This is a genomic window from Nocardioides nematodiphilus (genome assembly GCF_020216525.1).
Taxonomy (GTDB): domain Bacteria; phylum Actinomycetota; class Actinomycetes; order Propionibacteriales; family Nocardioidaceae; genus Nocardioides; species Nocardioides nematodiphilus.
In genome coordinates this window covers 188,504-206,809 of the sequence record NZ_JAIWOY010000006.1, presented here as the reverse complement: position 1 = coordinate 206,809, position 18,306 = coordinate 188,504, and the positions used below count along the sequence as shown (strand labels likewise).

Here is an 18,306-nt window from a genome sequence, read left to right as displayed (position 1 = left end):
TCACCGGCTGAGCCTGCGGGGCGTCACCAGAGCGGCGGGTGTCGATCGGCCCAGGGCGCCGCCGCCTCGATCTGGGCGCTGAGGGCGAGCAGCGTCTGCTCCTCGCCCGGCCGCGCGGCGAGCATGACCCCGACCGGCACGTCGCCGGCCGCGTGGTGCAGCGGCAGCGAGATCGCGGGCATGCCGGTGACGTTCCAGGCGCTCGTCCACGGCGTGAGCCGCTTCTGCGCCTCGAAGTCGGCCCGCGGATCGGCGTCGTCACGCATCGCTCCGACCAAGGGCGGCAGGCCGGCCAGCGTGGGCGTGAGCACGGCGTCGTACGGCTGGAGCGCGTCGAGCGCGCCAGCGGCGAAGCGGCGCATCGCGCCGATCGCGAGCCCGAACTCCGGCCCGCTGATCTGCTCCCCCCACTCCGCGAGCCATCGGGTGAGCGGTCGGATCAGCCGTCGCTGCTCGGGAGCGAGCCGGGTCACCGACAGCGCGGTCAGGACAGCCCAGCACGTCTCGAACGTCGCCACCGCCTCGGCCGGGAGCGGCTTGGGCACGTCCTCCACGACGTGGCCGAGGTCCTCGAGCAGCCGCGAGGCCCGCTCGTAGGCCGCGACGCACTCCGGGTCGACGGCGGTCTGCGTGATCACCGGGTCCAGGAAGCGCGCGATCCGCAGCTGCCCGAGCGGGCGGTCGCACGCATCGAGGAAGGTCTCGCTGCGCGACGGATCGGGCAGCGCCATCACGTCGAGGAAGGCAGCCGCGTCGCGGACCGTACGCGCGATCGGACCGGCCGTGGCCAGGCCGACCGGGTCGCCGTAGACCGGCCCGCCGGAGATCCGGCCGCGGGTCGGCTTCAGACCGACCAGCCCGCACGCCGAGGCGGGGATGCGGATCGAGCCACCGCCATCCGAGCCCTGGGCGAGCGGGACGAGGCCCGCAGCGACCGCCGCGCCCGCGCCCCCGCTCGATCCGCCGGCCGTACGGCGCCGGTCCCACGGAGTCACCGCGGGAGGCGCGACGTCGGGCTCGGTGTAGCAGGGCGAGCCGAACTCGGGCGTGTTGGTCTTGCCGAGGCTCACCATTCCGGCGGCCTCGATCGCCTCCACGACGTGGTCGGAGATCGTGGGCACGAAGTCGGCGTAGACGGCCGAGCCGAACGTCGTGCGGATGCCCGCGGTCTGGTTGAGGTCCTTGATCGCCGTCGGGACGCCCCACAGCGGACTGGCGCCGGGCGGCCGGATCGCCAACTGGTGCGCCCGGGCGACGGCCTGCTCCGCGGTGACGGTGATGAACGCGCCCAGCGGCTCGGCGGCCTCGGCGTCGAGGCGTGCGATCCGCGCCAGGTAGTGCTCCGCGAGCTCGGCCGGCGAGACCTCGCACCGCCGGATCAGCTCGCCCTGCTCCAATGCTGTGAGGTCATGCAGCTCGGTCACGTTCGCCAACGTATCGCGGCTCAGCGGAGTTAAGGTCGGCTGCATGCTTCTGCGTCGCCTGATCGTCTCGCTGCTCGCCGTGCTGCCGCTCCTCGTACCCGTGGCGGCGCACGCCCACGTGGAGAAGCACCCCGATCCGCGCTGGCAGTTCTACACCTCCGACCACCACTGGTACCGCTCGCCGTGGTTCGGGGGCCAGCACCAGATCATGATCGGCTTCGGCTGCAACGGATCCCCCTGGTACGACCACAGCCCGGCATGCCCGGGCAGGCAGGGCTTCCACCACGGCATCGACGTCGCGATGCCCTGCGGCACGATCCTGCGCGCCGGACACCGCGGGACGGTGCTCGCCCGCTCCGCGCCGGGGACGCCCGGAGCCGCGTACGGCGTGAACCCGTTCCGGATCCGGATCAGGACCGCCGGGGTGCGCTACGACGTGCTCATCGCGCACACCCGGACGGTCTACGTGAAGCCCGGCGACCACGTCCGTCGCGGCCAGCTGATCGCTCGCGCGTCCGACTCGGGCGCGCCCGACGGCTGCCACCTGCACTTCGAGGTGCGCCCGCACGGCGGCGGCTACACGACCGCGATCGACCCGCGTCGCTGGCTGCAGCTGCGCCTGGCCTGAGCGGGCGGTCTAACGCGGCGCGGCCGGCAGGCCTGCGTCGATCAGCCGCTCCCAGCAGCGCACGAAGTCCTCGCTGAGATGGTCGTTGGCGTCGAGCGACCCTGAGACGACGGCGCCGGTACGGACCATCATCAGCTGCTCGGCCGTCCCCCTCGGGTCGGCATGGTCGAGAGCGCGCAGCAGCCCGGCGATCTGCTCGGTGACCCAGCTGCGGATCTCGCGCGCCATCACCCGAGCAACGTGCGAGCCGGTGAACTCCGCCGACGCGTTGATGAACGGGCAGCCGCGGCGCAGGGAGCCGAAGTCGTCACGCGTGAGCGCGGTGGCGAGCTCGCTGAGCGCGCCACGAGGATCGTCACGATGACTCTCGATGATGCCGTCGATCTGGGCGTGGTCGTAGGCCGAGCGCCGCTCCAGGTAGGCCGCGACGAGGTCGTCCTTCGACGGGAAGTGGCGGTAGAGGGTCACGCGGGTGACCCCTGCCTCGGCGATGATCCGCTGGATGCCGACGGCCTGGACGCCTTCGTCGTAGAAGAGCCGGTCGGCGGTGGCGAGGATGCGCTCACGCGCCGCCGAGGTCCGCTTCGGAACCTCCGGGTCTCTTGTCAGGACGTCGCCCATGGTTCTACGTTAGCCACCAGGTAGGTAGATCGATCGGTCTACCCCTTGAGCGAAGGATCTCAGATGTCCGAGCACACACCCGTCCTGTTCATCCACGGTCTCTGGCTGCACGCGCGGTCGTGGGACGCCTGGGTCGATCGCTTCACCGCGGCGGGGTACGACGCCTCCGCCCCGGGCTGGCCCGGAGACCCGGACACCGTCCTCGAGGCGCGTGCCCATCCCGAGGCGATCGCCGATCACGGCATCGACGACGTGGTGGCGCACTACGCCGACATCATCGCCACGCTTCCGACCAGACCGATCCTCGTCGGCCACTCCTTCGGCGGGATGATCGCGCAGCGACTGCTCGGCGAGGATCTGGCGGCCGCCGCGATCGCCATCGACGCGGCCCAGATCAAGGGTGTCCTCCCTCTCCCGCTCTCCGCGCTCAAGGCGACGCTGCCGGTCTTCAAGAACCCCGCCAACAAGCACCGCGCCGTCTCTTTGACGGCCGAGCAGTTCCGCTTCGCCTTCGGCAACGCGATCACGCCGGAGGAGTCCGATGAGCTGTACGAGCGCTGGGCCATCCCGGCTCCGGGCAAGCCGCTGTTCGAGGCCGCCGCCGCGAACTTCAACCCGCACTCCCCCGCCAAGGTGGCCACGGACAACGGGGGCAGGGGTCCGCTGCTGCTCATCATGGGCGGCCAGGACAACACCGTGCCCGAGGCGGTGACGAAGGCGACGTTGAAGCAGTACCGACACAGCGCGGCCGTCACCGACCTCCTCGAGTTCGCCGACCGTGCCCACTCCCTGGTCATCGATCACGGCTGGGGCGACGTCGCCGAGGCGAGCCTGGGCTGGCTCCAGAAGCAGGGGCTGTGACCATGGATCTCGAGCTGCAGGGCAAGCGTGCGGTCGTCACGGGCGCCAGCAAGGGCATCGGGCTGGCGATCGTACGGGCGCTGGCCGCCGAAGGCGCCTCGATCACCGCCGGGGCCCGCGAGGGCAGCCAGGAGCTCGACGATCTCGCGAGCACGGCTGACGTACGGCCCGTCCTGGTCGATCTCTCCGTGCCGGCCGGGCCGGGCGAGCTGATCGCCAGGGCCGTCGAGCACGGCGGCATCGACATCCTGGTCAACAACGTCGGGGCCGTGCGTCCGCGGCTGCAGGGCTTCAACGCCATCACCGACGAGGACTGGGAGTGGACGCTCAGCATCAACTTCCTGGCAGCGGCGCGGACCATGCGCCACGCGATCCCGCACCTGTCGGAGCGGCCCGGGGCGACCATCGTCACGATCAGCTCGGTCAACGCCTTCCTGCCGGATCCGGGCGTCATCGACTACAGCGCCGCCAAGGGCGCGCTGACGAACCTGTGCAAGTCGCTGTCGAAGGAGCTGGGTCCGCGGATCCGGGTGAACACGATCAGCCCGGGACCGGTCCGCACCGACCTCTGGCTGGGCAGCGGCGGCGTCGCCGCGACCGTCGGGGGCGCGAGCCGGACCGCGGCCGAGGACGTGATCCGCCAGCAGGAGGCCCAGGCAGCGACGGGTCGCTTCACCTATCCCGCCGAGATCGCCGATCTGGTGCTCTTCCTCGCCAGCAGCCGCGCGGCGAACATCACCGGGAGCGACTTCGTGATCGACGGAGGCCTGATCACCACGCTGTGAGGCGCTGTCGGGCGGGCGGTGTCACGCCTCGCACTAGGATCCGCCGGGTGCAGCTGTCCCTCACCCCTCCGAGCGCCGCCGAGTTCAAGACCCTGTACGACGAGACCGGCTGGGGTGACCGATCGCTGGCTGACTTCGAGTCAGCTCTCGCGAGCACCTGGCTCTTCTGCACCGCACGCGACCCCGATGGCCTCCTGACAGGGATGGGGCGGCTCATCAGCGACGGGGTACTCCATGCGTTCGTGACCGAGCTCATCGTGCGCGAAGGATCCCGCGGCCACGGGGTCGGCGCGCAGATCCTCGGGCGTCTGGTCGGCGAGGCGCGCGCCCGAGGAGTGGAGGACGTCCAGCTCTTCGCCGCCAGCGGGCGCGCCGCCTTCTACGAGCGGAACGGGTTCACACGGCGACGCGAACGCGCTCCCGGCATGGACGCCGTGGCGACCGGCGTCAGGCCTGCGTGAGACCCGTCGCCGCACGCCACAGGCCGAAGGTGAGGCCGTCGACGAGCGCCTCCCAGGAGGCCTCGATGACGTTCTCGCCGACGCCGACGGTGACCCAGGAGGTGACGCCGTCGGAGGTCTCGATGAGGACGCGGGTCTTGGCGTCGGTGCCGTGGCCGTCGTCGAAGAGACGCACCTTGTAGTCGATCAGCTCGAACTTCTCCACCACCGGGAACGCCTGCACGATCGCGGCGCGCAGCGCCTGGTCGAGGGCGTTGACCGGACCGTTGCCCTCACGGGTGACGACGTAGCGGTCGCCGCCGGCGTGCAGCTTGACGGTGGCCTCGGTGGAGCCGTCGTCCTGGGAGATGACGCGCCACGACTCGAGGTCGAAGTACGACGGGCGCTTGCCGTCGACCTCCTCGATGAGGAGCAGCTCGAAGGACGCGTCGGCAGCCTCGAACGTGTAGCCCGCGGCCTCGCGCTCCTTGACCCGGTCGGTGACGCGGGTGACCAGCTCGCGGTCGGTGAGGTCGTAGCCGAGCTCCTTGCCCTTGAGCTCGATGCTCGCGCGTCCGGCCATGTCGGAGACCAGCAGGCGCATGTCGTTGCCGACGCCGGCGGGGTCCATGTGCTGGTAGAGGTCGGGGTCGACCTTGATCGCGGAGGCGTGCAGGCCGGCTTTGTGGGTGAAGGCGCTGGCGCCCACGTACGGCTGGCGGGTCGCGGGCGGGAAGTTGGTCACCTCGGCGATCGCGTGGGCCGTACGGGTGGCCTCGGCCAGGAGGCCCTCGGGCAGGACCTGGCGGTCGAGCTTGAGCTGCAGGTTGGCCACGACCGCGATGAGGTCGGCGTTGCCGGTGCGCTCGCCGTAGCCGTTGATCGTGCCTTGGACGTGGGTCGCGCCCGCGTCGACGGCGGCGAGGGTGTTGGCGACCGCGCAGCCGGTGTCGTTGTGACAGTGGATACCGACGCGTACGCCGGTGGTGTCGATGACGTCGGTGACCACGTCGGTGAGCCAGGTCGGCAGCATGCCGCCGTTGGTGTCGCACAGGGCCGCGACCTCGGCGCCCGCCTCGAAGGCGGCGCGCAGCACCTCGAGGGCGTACGCGCGGTTGGCGCGGTAACCGTCGAAGAAGTGCTCGGCGTCGAGGAAGACGCGCTGGCCCTCGGCGGTCAGGTGGGACACGGTGTCGCGGACCATCGCGAGGTTCTCCTCGAGCGTGGTCCGCAGGGCGAGCTCGACGTGGCGGTCGTGGCTCTTGGCCACCAGCGTCACGACCGAGGCGCCGGAGTCACGAAGGGCCGCGACCATCGGGTCGTCGGCGGCCTTGATGCCCGCCTTGCGGGTCGAGCCGAAGGCAGCCAGCTTGGCGTGACGCAGGTCGAGCTCGGTCTGCGCGCGCTTGAAGAACTCGGTGTCCTTGGGGTTGGCGCCCGGCCACCCGCCCTCGATGAACCCGACCCCGAACGCGTCCAGCTGACGCGCGATCGCCAGCTTGTCCCCCACGGAGAGGTTGAGTCCCTCCTGCTGCGCGCCGTCGCGCAGGGTGGTGTCGTAGACGTGGAACGAGCCCTGGAGATCCATCGTGGTCACTTCTTGTCTCTTCGGTCCTGGTGGTTTGTGGCAACAAAAAAACCTCCCGCGTACGAGAGGTTGGCGCACCGTGTCTCCTGAGGAGGAGTCCCCATCCCTGGGGCACGGCGCGCTAGCGAATGATGATGCGTGCTGCCACAGGACCATCCTGCCATACCCCGCGCATGCGCGAGGCGCGGCACCCCAACGGGTGCCGCGCCTCGGCGGTGAATCAGATGATGCTGGGGTCAGGAAAGGCTCTTGATCTTGGCCTGGTCGGCCTTGACCTTCTTGACGAGCTTGGCGACCTTCTTCTTCAGGACGACCTTCTTGTGACCCTTGGCCTTCTTGAGGGCCTTCTTGGCCTTCGCGAGGGCGGCCTTGTCCTTGGCGAGCTGCTTCTTCGCGGCGACCAGGGCCGGGGAGTCACCAGCCTTCGTCACGTTGACCGAGCCCAGCGACAGGTCGCTCCCGCTCTTCGCAACGCAGGGAACCGTGACAGCGTTGTTCTGGAAGCTGGCGCTGAGGGTCGCCGGGAGCTTCACAGCCTGGGCGCCCGCGGTGCTGACCTTGAAGGCGTTGAGCGTGCCGGAGGCGTTGACCTCCGCGGCGGCCGAGCCGTCACCGATGCTCTGGCTCGGGATGGTCAGCATCGACGCGACGTTCTGCCCACCGACGGTGAAGTTACCCGAGGTGGTGCCATCGATCTTGCCGCCGAAGCCGATCGCGATCAGCTGGGTGACGGGCTGCGGCAGCGTGATCTTGGCGGTGACCGTCTTCGCCGGAACCGTCGAGCCAGCAGCGACCGAGGACGGCAGCGCCGGAACGGTGTAGACCGCGGTGACGGGCTGCGTGCCCTGGCCGAGGCTCGACAGGTTGCAGTTGTAGGTCACGGACTTGGTGACGTCCGCCGCATTGGCCGACGTGCCGGTGGCCGCAACGAAGCCGGTGGCGGACAGAGCCGCGGCCGCACCGAAGGCGACGAACTTCTTGGTGAAAGACATTGGGGTTTTCCCTCCTGATCGCGTGCGCCCTCCCAGGCACACGCACCGCTAGACAGGTGCGTACTGAAGAGTACGTGAAGTTGTGGCGTTGACCACATCGATCGGCACGTTACCGTGCGAAGGCCGTCGACGGAGCGCAACGCACAAGAAAGCAAAGGCGGGGTGTCACCGCGCTGCAGCGACGGCCTGCCGGTCGGCGGCGACCTTCTTCTTCAGTGCCTTGATCTTCTTCTTGAGCCTCGCCCGCTTCTTCATTCCCTTGGCGTGATGCAGCGCCTTCCGGGCGTCGTTGAGAGCCTGGACATCACGGCCCAGCTTGGCCTGAGCGGCCTGGAGCGCGACATTCGGCTTGGCCGGCGGCATCGGAGTGCCCGCCGGCGAATCGGAGCGGGCACCGACGGCCGCGGGTACGGGTGTGACCTTCTTCGAGCCGTTGAGGGTCTGCCAGCTGGTCGTGTAGACCGGCACGACGGTGGGGTCGGTCCGCGGGTCCGGCAGCGCGGTCGTTGGGTTCGGGGTGTGGAAGAAGTCCGCCTGCACCCGCCTCGGAGTGACGTCGATGATGGTGAAACCGTGCGCGATGCCGTCGAGGTAGCGCACCCATGGATTGATCTTCTGGGCGTTGGAGATGATCGACTTCGTCATGGTGACACCGAGCTCGGGCTTGGCGGTCGGAATCTTCTTCAGCACGGCCGGCAGGACCTGCTCGAAGAAGCCGTCGCTGGTCACCGAGGGCGTGACGAACTCGACACCCGCGGACTTGTAGTCGGTCTTGCCGTTCACGAACCCGCTGGCCGGGATCTCGGTCACCCACGAGGAGTGGATGTCACCGGTCAGGACCACCACGTCGCCGTTGCTGACGGGCTGCTTGGCCATGTGCGCGATCAGGTCGGCCTGGTCGGCCTGGTAGCCGTCCCACTGGTCGGAGTTGGCCAGCAGCGTGTCGTTCGGGAGCGGCCCGCCACCGCTCTCGATGAGCGACGGCGCCATCGCACTCGCCGGGAAGCGGACCGGGGTGATGATGACCTGGTTACCGAGCAGGTGCCAGTGGCCGGGGCTGGCGATGTTGCCCTTGAGCCACTGCATCTGGGTCGGGTCGGGCAGATGGCGCGACGGGTCGGCCATCTCGGCGTCCGACCGGTCGGTGAGGCCCTTCAGACCGGCCGGGATGAAGCCGCCAGCGTTCGTCGGTGCCGCCGCGACGTCCGAGTCGGTCGGCTTGGCGCGGTGCTGGCGGGTCTCGAGGATCGAGAGGTCGCCAAGCGCACCGAAGGTGAACTTCTTGTAGAACGTCGTGCCGTCCGCGTCGGCGGCCTGCTCCGGCAGGCGGAACGGCATCCACTCGAGGTACGCCTGGTAGGCGGCGTTACGGCGTGCCAGGAACTCCTCCCGGGTGGTGCCGGCCGGCTGGTTCTCCGCCCCGCCCTCCCACGAGTTGTTGGCAACCTCGTGGTCGTCGAAGATCGTGATCCACGGCATCGCCTGGTGGGCGGCCTGGGCGTCCGGGTCGGCCTTGTGCAGCGCGTGTCGCAGTCGGTAGTCCTTCAGCGAGAGCAAGGTGTTCTCCGGCAACACGTCGCGCTTGCCGATCAGCTCGGCCGGGCCGTACCGGCCGTCGGGGCCGTCGCTGGGGGCGTTCGCGTACTCGTAGATGTAGTCACCCACGTGCAACACGAAGTCGAGGTCGGTGCGCTTGGCGATCTGGCGGTACGCGGTGAAGTAACCGCCGGTGAAGTTGCTGCAGCTCACGAGGGCGAAGCGCAGCGCGTGCACCTTGCCTGCGACGTCGGGCGCGGTCTGGGCGCGGCCTACGACGCTGGTCTGGCCGGCAGCCGAGAAGCGGTAGAAGTATCGCGTGTACGGCGCCAGCCCAGTGACGTCGACCTTCACGGTGTGGTCGCTGTCCGGGCTGGTCGTGTACGTGCCCTGCTTGACGATCTTCTTGAAGGCGGCGTCGGTGGCCACCTGCCAGCTCACCGGGGTGGCGGCGCCCTGGCCGCTGCCCGGAGTCGCATCGATCGACGGCGCCACACGGGTCCAGATGATGAGGGTCGTGGCAGTCGGATCGCCGCTGGCGACGCCGTAGCCGAAGACGTCGCCGGAGACGGCCGGCGCCGCAGCGGCCGTCTCGTCGAAGAACCGGAGAGGGCCCGTGAGGACCGCGAGGGCGCCCGCCCCGACGGCTGCTCCCTTGATGAGGGTACGGCGGGTGGGCAGCGCGACTTCGGGTGCCGGAGTGTCGTGGGTCACGGCCAGATGATGCCGCAATGGACGGACACGGCGCCGACAAAACGGGAATGTCGTACGGGATGATGGGCACCGGCTGGAGTTGCAATGCCGTCGTGATCGTGAGGAGATCCGGATGAGTCGATGGGCCGATTCGCGCGACATCGCTTTACTTCTTGACCAGACGGAGACCTGGGCCGTGGTCGGTCTCTCGGGTGATCCGGTGCGGACGGCGTACGGCATCGCCCAGCTGCTGCAGGACCACGGCAAGCGGATCGTGCCGATCCACCCGGACGCCGCCTCCGGGGAGCTGACCGTTCTCGGCGAGAAGGCCTACGCGACGCTGGCCGACGTGCCGTTCCCCATCGACGTCGTCGACGTCTTCCGCCGCTCCGAGGCGGCCGGACAGTTCGCCGACGAGGCCGTGGCGATCGGCGCAAGGGGCGTGTGGTTCCAGCTCGGCGTCATCGACGAGGACGCGTACGAGCGGACCACCGCCGCGGGCGTGACGATGGTGATGGACACCTGCCCCGCGATCGAGTGGGGCCGGCGCGGCTGATCGTCGCGCTCAGCTCGCCCCGCGGACGACCTTGCCCTTCTCCCGCGCCATCGCGGAGAGCGACTCCTGGTAGTCGACCAGCTTCGCCTGCAGCGCCGCGTCCGAGGTCGCGATGATCCGCGCGGCGAGGATGCCGGCGTTCTTCGCGTTGCCGATCGCAACGGTGGCGACCGGGATGCCGGCCGGCATCTGCACGATCGAGAGCAGCGAGTCCATGCCGTCGAGGTACTTCAGCGGCACCGGCACACCGATGACCGGCAGCGGGGTGACCGCGGCCAGCATGCCGGGCAGGTGGGCCGCGCCGCCGGCACCGGCGATGATCACCGACAGCCCGCGCTCGTGCGCCTTCTGGCCGTACTCGATCATCTCGATCGGCATCCGGTGCGCCGAGACCACGTCGGCCTCGTACGCGACGCCGAACTCCTCGAGGAACTCCGCGGCCGCCTTCATCGTCGGCCAGTCGGAGTCCGACCCCATCACGATGCCTACACGTGCACTCATGCTCACTCGCTCTCGTTGCCCAGGTCGCCACGGAACCACGCGGCGGCATGCCGCGCGCGCTCGAGGCAGTCGTCGAGGTCCTCGCCGTACGTGTTGACGTGCCCGACCTTGCGGCCCGGGCGCAGCTCCTTGCCGTACAGATGCACCCGCAGGTGCGGGTCGCGGGCCATCGCGTGCGGGAAGCCGTCGTACAGGCGTCCCACGTTCGAGGCCGGGCCGCCCAGGATGTTGACCATCACCGACCAGCGCTGACGCGGGGCCGGTGAGCCGAGCGGGAGGTCCATCACGGCACGCAGGTGGTTCTCGAACTGCGAGGTGACCGCGCCGTCCTGGGTCCAGTGACCGGTGTTGTGCGGGCGCATCGCGAGCTCGTTCACCAGGATGCGTCCGTCGACCGTCTCGAAGAGCTCGACGGCCAGGACACCGGTGACGCCGAGCTCACCGGCGACCTTGAGCGCGAGCTCCTGCGCCTGGCCCGCGAGCGCGTCCGACAGGTCGGGCGCCGGGGCGATCACCTCGTGGCAGATGCCGTCGAGCTGGGTGGTCTGGACGACCGGGTACGCGGCCGCCTGGCCCGAGGGCGAGCGGGCCACGATCGCCGAGAGCTCGCGGCGGAAGTCGACGAGCTCCTCGGCCAGGATCCGCACCCCGGCGCCGGCGGCGACCTCGAACGGCTCGGCGGCGTCGTCAGCGGAGCGGACGACCCAGACGCCCTTGCCGTCGTAGCCGCCGCGCGTCGTCTTCAGCACGCACGGGAAGCCGAACTCCTCGACGTCGGCGACGGTCGCGACGATCGCGTTGCGCGGGCACGGGACGCCCATCGCGCCGAGGCGCTCGCGCATCAGGCCCTTGTCCTGTGCGTAGACCAGCGCCTCGGGGCCGGGACGGACGGCCACGCCGGCCGCCTCAAGCGCGTGGAGGTGCTCGGTCGGGACGTGCTCGTGGTCGAAGGTGACGGCCGCGCACCCTGCGGTGATCGCACGCAGCGTGTCGAGGTCCGTGTAGTCACCGACGATCTGGTCGGGGATCACCTGGGCCGCGGAGACGCCCTCGGCCTCGGCGAGGAGCCGCAGCGGGAGACCAAGCGCGATCGCGGGCTGCGCCATCATGCGGGCGAGCTGGCCGCCTCCGATGATGGCGAGGGTGGGAGCGAATTCCGGCACGGGCGAAGCGTATCGAGGCCAGCCGACGGCGCCGAAACCCGGAAACCCGCCGCGCTCACTGGGTCTCGAAGCGCAGACCCTTGCCCCGGATCGTGGTGATGAGGTGCGGGCGACGGGTGTCGTCGCCGAGCTTGCGGCGGACCCAGCCCAGGTGGACGTCGATCGTCTTCGAGGACGTCCAGAAGTTGGCATGCCACACGTCGCGCATCAGCTCGTCGCGGGTGACGATGTCACCGGCGCGGGCGGCGAGGGCGTGGACGAGATCGAACTCCTTGCGGGAGAACGTGATCTCTTGGTCGCCGCGCCACGCGCGACGATCGACGGGGTCTAGACGAACGTCCTGAACATTGATCACGGAGTCACCGTACGAAACGTAAAGCCCGTCACCAAGAGGCTGGCCATTTCTTGCCCATGGCACTTTCGTGCCACATTTACTGAGAGAATCCTGACAGCCGTCAAGGTCGTCGCAGGTCAGGCGAAGGTAAAACGTTATCTCAGTTTCGCCGTACGGTGAGCGGCTCGACGATGCCGAAACCACGCACTGGTCTAGCCGGGAGACGACGGGTCTCGAACTGGTCGTCGGGCAGCAGCGCCGCGGTGGCCTCGTCGATGATGATGCGATTCTTGCGCGCGACCGCGGTCAGGCGCGCGGCCATGTTGACCGGCGGCCCGTAGACGTCGCCGAGGCGGGCCACGACGGAGCCGGTGGCCAGCCCGACCCGCACGTCAGGCATCCGGGCGTCGCGTCCGATCACGTTGATGATCCCCTCGGCCGTGTCGTAGGCCCGGATGGGGTCGTCGTTGACGAAGAGGACCGAGTCTCCCAGCGACTTGATGATCCGGCCGCGGTTGACCGCGACCACGTCGGCGCAGCGGGACTCGAAGAGCTCGACCAGATCACCGATCTTCTGCTCGGTCAGCGTGTTCGACAGGGCGGTGAACTGCACGATGTCGGCGAACCCGACCGAGAGCTGGGTGGTGCCGAGCTCGCCCGACGAGGCCGCCTCGAGGCGGGCCACCGCGGCCCCCATGTGACGACGCCACACGTAGAGCATCAGCTCCTCGAAGGTCTCGTTGAAGTCGACCATCACCTTGGTCGCCGACTCCAGCGCGCCCACGCCACCACCGGCCGCACCCTCCTCGCCCTGACGGGTCTCGGCCTGGTGCACGAGCGCTGCGATCTCCCAGTCCGAGAGGCGCGCCATGGTCTGCCCGAGCCCGCGCGTCAGGTTGACCACCAGATCGAGATCGAGGGTGCCGCCGAGGCTTCCCTGGAGCCGACGGAGCGCCTCGACGTCGTTGCTGCCGAAGATCGCCTCGCCGCCGACCTCGGGGAAGCCGAGGGCGCGCCACAGTCGCTTGGCCTGGTCGAAGGGCACGCCGGCGCGGTCGGCGACCTCATCGGCGGTGAGGGTGCCGGCCTCGGGATCGTTGCCGGGATAGAGCGGAGACACGTCAGTTCTCGGCGTCGGCACTGTGCAGCAGGTCGTTGAGCCGGCGCTGGACCTGCTCGACGTGCGGGATGTCGGGCAGGGTGACCTCGCCGTCGGTGCTGGCGTCGCTGATCATCAGCGTGCCGCAGCCGAGCATGCGGTCGATCAGGCCCATCTCGTACTCGACGTCGCTGATCCGGCTGAGCGGGATGTCATGGCCCTTGCGGGTGAGGATCCCGTGCCGCGTGATCAGCCGACGGGTGGTGATCGTGTACGACGCGGCGAGCCAGGACAGCACCGGGCGACCCACGAACCAGAGGATCGCGAGCACGACCAGCGCCCACACGACCAGGTGGAGAGCGTGCGCATCGACCATCACCTGGACGACCACGCCCACCGCCAGCAGGACCACCAGCAGCGAGAGGGGGCCGAGCAGCACCTTGGGATGCGTACGGGTGCTGACGACGACGTGCTCGCCGTCGTTGAGCAGCTTCGGGGAGATGGCCACGGGAGGATCATCCCATCCGGGTGAGGCGAAGTGAGCGAGGCCATCGAGCTTGCTCGTTTGTGTCGAGTGAACGAGCCGGCCGCGCGAAGCGCTGCTAGTCGAGCGGCCGGAGGTGGACGATGTCGCCAGCGCCGACCGCCTGCGTCAAACCGTCCGCCTGCGTGATCAGCAGCCGTCCGTACGGGTCGATCCCGCTCGCGGTGCCCGCCAGCGCTCCCCCGCTGGGCAGCTCGGCGCGCACCCTCATGCCGACGGTGGCGCTGAGCGCGAGGTAGTCCGCCGACAGCTCCTCAGGATCGTGCACCAGCAGCGCGTACGCGTCGGCGATCTCGGCGAGCAGCGTGACCAGCACACCGGTCCGGTCGACCTCCTCGCCGCGCTCGATCTGCAGCGAGGTCGCGTGCGGGATCGGCAGCTCGTCGGGGGTCAGCGAGGTGTTGATCCCGATGCCGAGGACGGCAGCGGGACCGGCCGGCGTCTCGATGCGCTCGACGAGGATCCCGCAGACCTTCTTCAGCTCCGGCCCGAGCAGGACGTCGTTCGGCCACTTGAGCCGGCCCTCGATGGTGCGGGCGACGGCAACGCCGGCCATCAGCGGCAGCCAGGTCCAGCGCTCGGGCGGCAGGGTCGGTCGCAGCAGCACCGAGGTGGCGAGCGCCGCTCGCGGCGGCATCTCCCAGACCCGGTCGAGCCGACCGCGCCCGGCGTACTGGTGCTCCGTGGTGACGACCAGCCCCTCGGGTGCTCCGTCACGCGCGCGCTGCGCGCAGACGGCGTTCGTCGACGTCGTCTCGGCCAGGATCTCGACCTGCCAGGTCGGGGCCAGGGCCGCCAAACGCTCCGCCTGGAGTGATGGTCGTCTCATTCCATCCGCGCTCATGAGGACTAGGGTGTCGCACGCACTTGTAGTCGACCCAGTCAGGGAGCCAGTACGTGAGCGCGCAGCCCGCCGACAACGCGATCGAGCCCGATCTCCACACCACCGCAGGCAAGATCTCCGACCTCGGCCGGCGCCTCGACGAGGCCGTCCACGCCGGCTCCGCGAAGGCGGTCGAGAAGCAGCACGCCCGGGGTCGCAAGACCGCCCGCGAGCGCATCGAGATGCTCTTCGACGAGGGCTCCTTCGTCGAGGTCGACGAGCTGGCCCGACACCGCTCCACCGCCTTCGGCCTGGAGAAGAACCGCCCGTACGGCGACGGCGTCGTGATCGGCTACGGCACCGTCAACGGCCGCAACGTCTGCGTCTTCTCCCAGGACTTCACCGTCTTCGGTGGCGCGCTGGGCGAGGTCTACGGCGAGAAGATCTGCAAGATCATGGACCTGGCCATCAAGACCGGCTCCCCGATCGTCGGCATCAACGAGGGCGCCGGCGCCCGGATCCAGGAGGGCGTCGTCTCGCTGGGTCTCTACGGCGAGATCTTCAAGCGCAACGTGCACGCCTCGGGCGTCATCCCGCAGATCAGCCTGATCATGGGCAACTGCGCCGGCGGCCACGTGTACTCCCCCGCGGTCACCGACTTCACGATCATGGTCGACCAGACCTCGGCGATGTTCATCACCGGGCCCGACGTGATCAAGACCGTCACCGGCGAGGAGATCTCGATGGAGGACCTGGGCGGCGCCCGGGCCCACAACACCAAGTCGGGTGCCGCGCACTACATGGCCTCCGACGAGGAGGACGCGATCGAGTACGCCAAGGCGCTGCTCGACCACCTCCCGCAGAACAACCTGGACGAGCTTCCGGTCTACGAGACGGTCGCCGACCTCGAGCCCTCCGACGAGGACCTCGCGCTCGACACCTTCATCCCCGACAGCCCGAACCAGCCGTACGACATCCACACCGTCATCGAGACGGTCCTGGACGACGGCGAGTTCGTCGAGGTCCACCCGCTCTTCGCACCCAACATCGTGGTCGGCTTCGGCCGCGTCGAGGGCTCCCCGGTCGGCGTGGTCGCCAACCAGCCGATGCAGTTCGCCGGCTGCCTCGACATCGACGCCTCGGAGAAGGCGGCCCGCTTCGTGCGGACCTGCGACGCCTTCAACATCCCGGTCGTGACCTTCGTCGACACGCCGGGCTTCCTGCCGGGCTCCGACCAGGAGCACACCGGAATCATCCGCCGCGGCGCGAAGCTGATCTACGCCTACGCCGAGGCGACCGTCCCGCTGGTCACGGTCATCACCCGCAAGGCGTTCGGTGGCGCGTACGACGTGATGGGCTCCAAGCACCTCGGAGCCGACATCAACCTGTCGTGGCCCACCGGCCAGATCGCGGTCATGGGCTCGCAGGGCGCCGCCAACATCATCCACCGCCGCGAGCTCGCGGCCGTGGCCGAGGCCGGTGGCGATGTCGAGGCTCGTCGCGCCGAGCTCATCGACGAGTACGAGACCACGCTGGCCAACCCGTACATCGCCGCGGAGCGTGGTTACGTCGACGGCGTGATCCTGCCGCACGAGACGCGCTCGGAGGTCGTCAAGGCGCTGCGTCTGCTCAAGACCAAGCGGGCCACGCTCCCGGCCAAGAAGCACGGGAACATCCCGCTGTGAGCACGGAGGAGACCCCGGCCGAGGTCGCACCGGAGCGGCAGCCGCTGCTCCGTGTGATCGACGCGCACGCCACCCCCGAGGAGGTCGCGGCGATCGTCACCGTGCTCTCCGCGCTGGGCGGTGGCGAGCCTGCCGCCAAGCCGGTCCGCTCCCAGTGGGCGCACCCCGGTCGCGGCATGCGCGGCACCTTCACCCCGGCCGCCTCGCGCGGCGGCTGGAAGGCCAGCGCCCTTGCGCGCTGAGCGCCTACCGGGCCCCTCCGCGTTGGACTCGGCCCTCCGGCATGCCGGAGGGCCGAGTCGAATCTGTTTGAGGGCCAGGTCACCTCGGCCCTAAGGTCGGGCGCATGACGCGACTCGTGGACGCTCGGACCGATCAATACGTCGCGGATTACGCGCGACTCGACCCCATCACCGCGACGATGGTCGGCATCGCGGGCCATGACGGACGTCTGCCGGACCTCTCCCCCGGTGGCTTCGACGCCCGCGAGGAGCTCCACCGCACCGCGCTGGCCGAGGTGGCGGCGCTGACGCCCGCGGACGAGCGCGAGGCCGTGGCCCGCGACGCCTTCCTCGAACGGATCGGGCTGACCGTCGAGCGATCCGACGCCGGCATCGAGCGCAGCGAGATGTCGGTCATCTCCAGCGCCGCCCACGCGATCCGCGAGGTCTTCGACGTCATGCCGACCGCGACCGAGGACGACTGGGTCGCGATCGGGGACCGACTGGCTGCCGTCCCAGCCGCTCTCGCCGGTTATCGGACCACGCTCGCCGGCGAGGCGGCAGCCGGACGGGTGTCGGCCAAGCGCCAGTACGCGGAGGTCGCGGCCCAGATCCGTGGCTGGACCGGGCAGAGCGGGTCGGCGGGCGACTACTTCTCCGGGGTGGTCGCCGCCGCCCCCGAGGCGCAGCGGGAGACGCTCGGCCGAGCCGCCGCGTCCGCATCGAGCGCGTACGCCGAGTTCGGCCGGTTCGTCGAGACCGACCTCCTGCCCCTGGGCCGCGAGCGCGATGGCGTGGGACGTGAGCACTACACGCTGGCGTCGCGCTACTTCCTCGGCGCCGCCGTCGACCTGGAGGAGACGTACGCCTGGGGCTGGCAGGAGCTCGCCCGGATCGAGGCCGACATGGCCGCGACCGCCCAGCGGATCGTCCCGGGCGGCTCGGTCGACGACGCCGTGCTCGCCCTCGACGCCGATCCCGCCCGCGACCTGGGCAGCCGGGAGGCGTTCCAGGCCTGGATGCAGCAGCGCGCCGACGAGGTGATCGCCACCTTCGACGGCGTCCACTTCGACATCGCCGGTCCCATCAGGCGGATCGACTGCAAGGTGGCCCCGATCAACGACGGCGGCGCCTGGTACATCCCGCCGACCGACGACTTCTCCCGCCCCGGCACAATGTGGTTCTCCTTCACCGACGACCACCGGATCTTCTCGACCTGGCGCGAGACCAGCACCGTCTTCCACGAGGGCGTGCCCGGTCACCACCTCCAGTGCGCGCAGGCGGTCCACCGTGCCGATCTGCTCAACCGTTGGCAGCGACTCCTGTGCTGGGTGAGCGGCCACGGCGAGGGTTGGGCGCTCTACGCCGAGCGGCTGATGGACGAGCTCGGCTACTTCGCTGACCCGGGCGACCGGCTCGGCTTCCTCGACAACCAGGCGATGCGCGCTGCGCGCGTCGTCGTCGACATCGGGGTGCACCTGGGTCTGACCATCCCGGCTGACAATCCGTTCGGCTGGCGGGGCGGGGAGACCTGGGACGCCGACAAGGTCTACGAGTTCATGCGCGCGCACACGCGGATGGACGACGGGACGCTGAGGTTCGAGGTCAACCGCTACCTCGGCTGGCCCGGCCAGGCTCCCTCGTACAAGGTCGGCGAGCGGATCTGGCTCGAGGCGCGCGCCGACGCGCAGGCGCGTCTGGGCGACGCCTTCGACCTCAAGGCGTTCCACACCGCGGCGCTGGACCTCGGTGCGCTCGGCCTCGATCCCCTGAAGGCGGCGCTGGCCCGGCTCTGAGCCACTGCGCGCCCGC

At 69.9% G+C, this 18,306-nt stretch carries 19 protein-coding genes; 8 read left to right on the top strand and 11 right to left on the bottom strand.

Features of this window, described 5'->3' with window-relative positions; all coding sequences use genetic code 11:
* Positions 1-23: 23 nt before the first annotated feature.
* Entirely contained in the window at positions 24-1,424 is a 1,401-nt protein-coding gene (locus KSO98_RS12250) for an amidase (protein ID WP_225285886.1), read from the bottom strand.
* A 43-nt stretch (positions 1,425-1,467) separates the two neighbouring features.
* Between KSO98_RS12250 and KSO98_RS12245 the strand changes: the two genes are divergently transcribed.
* A complete protein-coding gene (locus KSO98_RS12245) occupies positions 1,468-2,052 on the top strand; it encodes a M23 family metallopeptidase (RefSeq protein WP_225285885.1) in 585 nt (194 codons plus the stop codon).
* 9 nt (positions 2,053-2,061) lie between these two features.
* Here KSO98_RS12245 and KSO98_RS12240 read toward each other — a convergent pair whose 3' ends face one another.
* Positions 2,062-2,673 carry a TetR/AcrR family transcriptional regulator gene (locus KSO98_RS12240; protein WP_225285884.1) on the bottom strand — a complete coding sequence of 204 codons (612 nt, stop codon included), beginning with the start codon at positions 2,671-2,673 and terminating at the stop codon, positions 2,062-2,064.
* 63 nt (positions 2,674-2,736) lie between these two features.
* On the opposite strand from KSO98_RS12240, the gene KSO98_RS12235 reads away from it, so the two are divergent.
* From KSO98_RS12235 to KSO98_RS12225, 3 genes are read left to right on the top strand one after another with little or no spacing between them, the layout of a single operon-like run.
* On the top strand, positions 2,737-3,534 hold the full coding sequence (locus KSO98_RS12235; protein ID WP_225285883.1) for an alpha/beta hydrolase: 798 nt from the start codon (positions 2,737-2,739) through the stop codon (positions 3,532-3,534).
* A 2-nt stretch (positions 3,535-3,536) separates the two neighbouring features.
* Entirely contained in the window at positions 3,537-4,319 is a 783-nt protein-coding gene (locus tag KSO98_RS12230) for an SDR family NAD(P)-dependent oxidoreductase (RefSeq protein WP_225285919.1), read from the top strand.
* A 47-nt stretch (positions 4,320-4,366) separates the two neighbouring features.
* Positions 4,367-4,780: a GNAT family N-acetyltransferase gene (locus KSO98_RS12225; RefSeq protein WP_225285882.1), complete on the top strand. Its 414-nt coding sequence runs from the start codon at positions 4,367-4,369 to the stop codon at positions 4,778-4,780.
* Here KSO98_RS12225 and cimA read toward each other — a convergent pair.
* From cimA to KSO98_RS12210, 3 genes are all read right to left on the bottom strand, one after another.
* Complete coding sequence (gene cimA, locus KSO98_RS12220; protein ID WP_225285918.1) at positions 4,767-6,347, bottom strand: citramalate synthase; 1,581 nt, start codon at positions 6,345-6,347, stop codon at positions 4,767-4,769. The genes KSO98_RS12225 and cimA overlap by 14 nt on opposite strands.
* Positions 6,348-6,583: 236 nt before the next feature.
* On the bottom strand, positions 6,584-7,339 hold the full coding sequence (locus KSO98_RS12215; RefSeq protein ID WP_225285881.1) for a DUF6801 domain-containing protein: 756 nt from the start codon (positions 7,337-7,339) through the stop codon (positions 6,584-6,586).
* 165 nt (positions 7,340-7,504) lie between these two features.
* Positions 7,505-9,589, bottom strand: a complete 2,085-nt coding sequence (locus KSO98_RS12210) for an alkaline phosphatase D family protein (protein ID WP_225285880.1) — start codon at positions 9,587-9,589, stop codon at positions 7,505-7,507.
* 112 nt (positions 9,590-9,701) lie between these two features.
* Between KSO98_RS12210 and KSO98_RS12205 the strand changes: the two genes are divergently transcribed.
* The gene (locus KSO98_RS12205; RefSeq protein ID WP_225285879.1) at positions 9,702-10,124 is read left to right on the top strand and encodes a CoA-binding protein; all 423 of its coding nucleotides are present in this window, start codon (positions 9,702-9,704) and stop codon (positions 10,122-10,124) included.
* Positions 10,125-10,133: 9 nt separating this feature from the next.
* Here the strand turns inward: KSO98_RS12205 and purE are convergent, their stop codons facing one another.
* The 6 genes from purE to KSO98_RS12175 all read right to left on the bottom strand — a co-directional run bounded on the left by purE (position 10,134) and on the right by KSO98_RS12175 (position 14,609).
* Entirely contained in the window at positions 10,134-10,625 is a 492-nt protein-coding gene (gene purE / locus KSO98_RS12200; RefSeq protein ID WP_225285877.1) for a 5-(carboxyamino)imidazole ribonucleotide mutase, read from the bottom strand.
* Between the two features lie 2 nt (positions 10,626-10,627).
* Complete coding sequence (locus KSO98_RS12195; RefSeq protein ID WP_225285876.1) at positions 10,628-11,788, bottom strand: 5-(carboxyamino)imidazole ribonucleotide synthase; 1,161 nt, start codon at positions 11,786-11,788, stop codon at positions 10,628-10,630.
* 55 nt (positions 11,789-11,843) lie between these two features.
* A complete protein-coding gene (locus tag KSO98_RS12190; protein ID WP_225285875.1) occupies positions 11,844-12,143 on the bottom strand; it encodes a winged helix-turn-helix domain-containing protein in 300 nt (99 codons plus the stop codon).
* Positions 12,144-12,282: 139 nt separating this feature from the next.
* On the bottom strand, positions 12,283-13,242 hold the full coding sequence (locus KSO98_RS18935) for an adenylate/guanylate cyclase domain-containing protein (protein ID WP_225285874.1): 960 nt from the start codon (positions 13,240-13,242) through the stop codon (positions 12,283-12,285).
* 1 nt (position 13,243) lies between these two features.
* Positions 13,244-13,729 carry a PH domain-containing protein gene (locus tag KSO98_RS12180; protein WP_225285873.1) on the bottom strand — a complete coding sequence of 162 codons (486 nt, stop codon included), beginning with the start codon at positions 13,727-13,729 and terminating at the stop codon, positions 13,244-13,246.
* 94 nt (positions 13,730-13,823) lie between these two features.
* Positions 13,824-14,609 (bottom strand): biotin--[acetyl-CoA-carboxylase] ligase, encoded by a 786-nt coding sequence (locus tag KSO98_RS12175; protein WP_225285872.1) that lies wholly within the window; start codon positions 14,607-14,609, stop codon positions 13,824-13,826.
* 80 nt (positions 14,610-14,689) lie between these two features.
* Between KSO98_RS12175 and KSO98_RS12170 the strand changes: the two genes are divergently transcribed.
* The 3 genes from KSO98_RS12170 (at position 14,690) to KSO98_RS12160 (ending at position 18,290) form a co-directional block, all read left to right on the top strand.
* Positions 14,690-16,273 (top strand): acyl-CoA carboxylase subunit beta, encoded by a 1,584-nt coding sequence (locus tag KSO98_RS12170; protein ID WP_225285917.1) that lies wholly within the window; start codon positions 14,690-14,692, stop codon positions 16,271-16,273.
* The gene (locus tag KSO98_RS12165; protein ID WP_225285871.1) at positions 16,270-16,515 is read left to right on the top strand and encodes an acyl-CoA carboxylase subunit epsilon; all 246 of its coding nucleotides are present in this window, start codon (positions 16,270-16,272) and stop codon (positions 16,513-16,515) included. Before KSO98_RS12170 ends, KSO98_RS12165 begins: the two co-directional genes overlap by 4 nt.
* 104 nt (positions 16,516-16,619) lie before the next feature.
* On the top strand, positions 16,620-18,290 hold the full coding sequence (locus tag KSO98_RS12160) for a DUF885 domain-containing protein (RefSeq protein WP_225285870.1): 1,671 nt from the start codon (positions 16,620-16,622) through the stop codon (positions 18,288-18,290).
* The last annotated feature ends 16 nt before the right edge of the window (positions 18,291-18,306 follow it).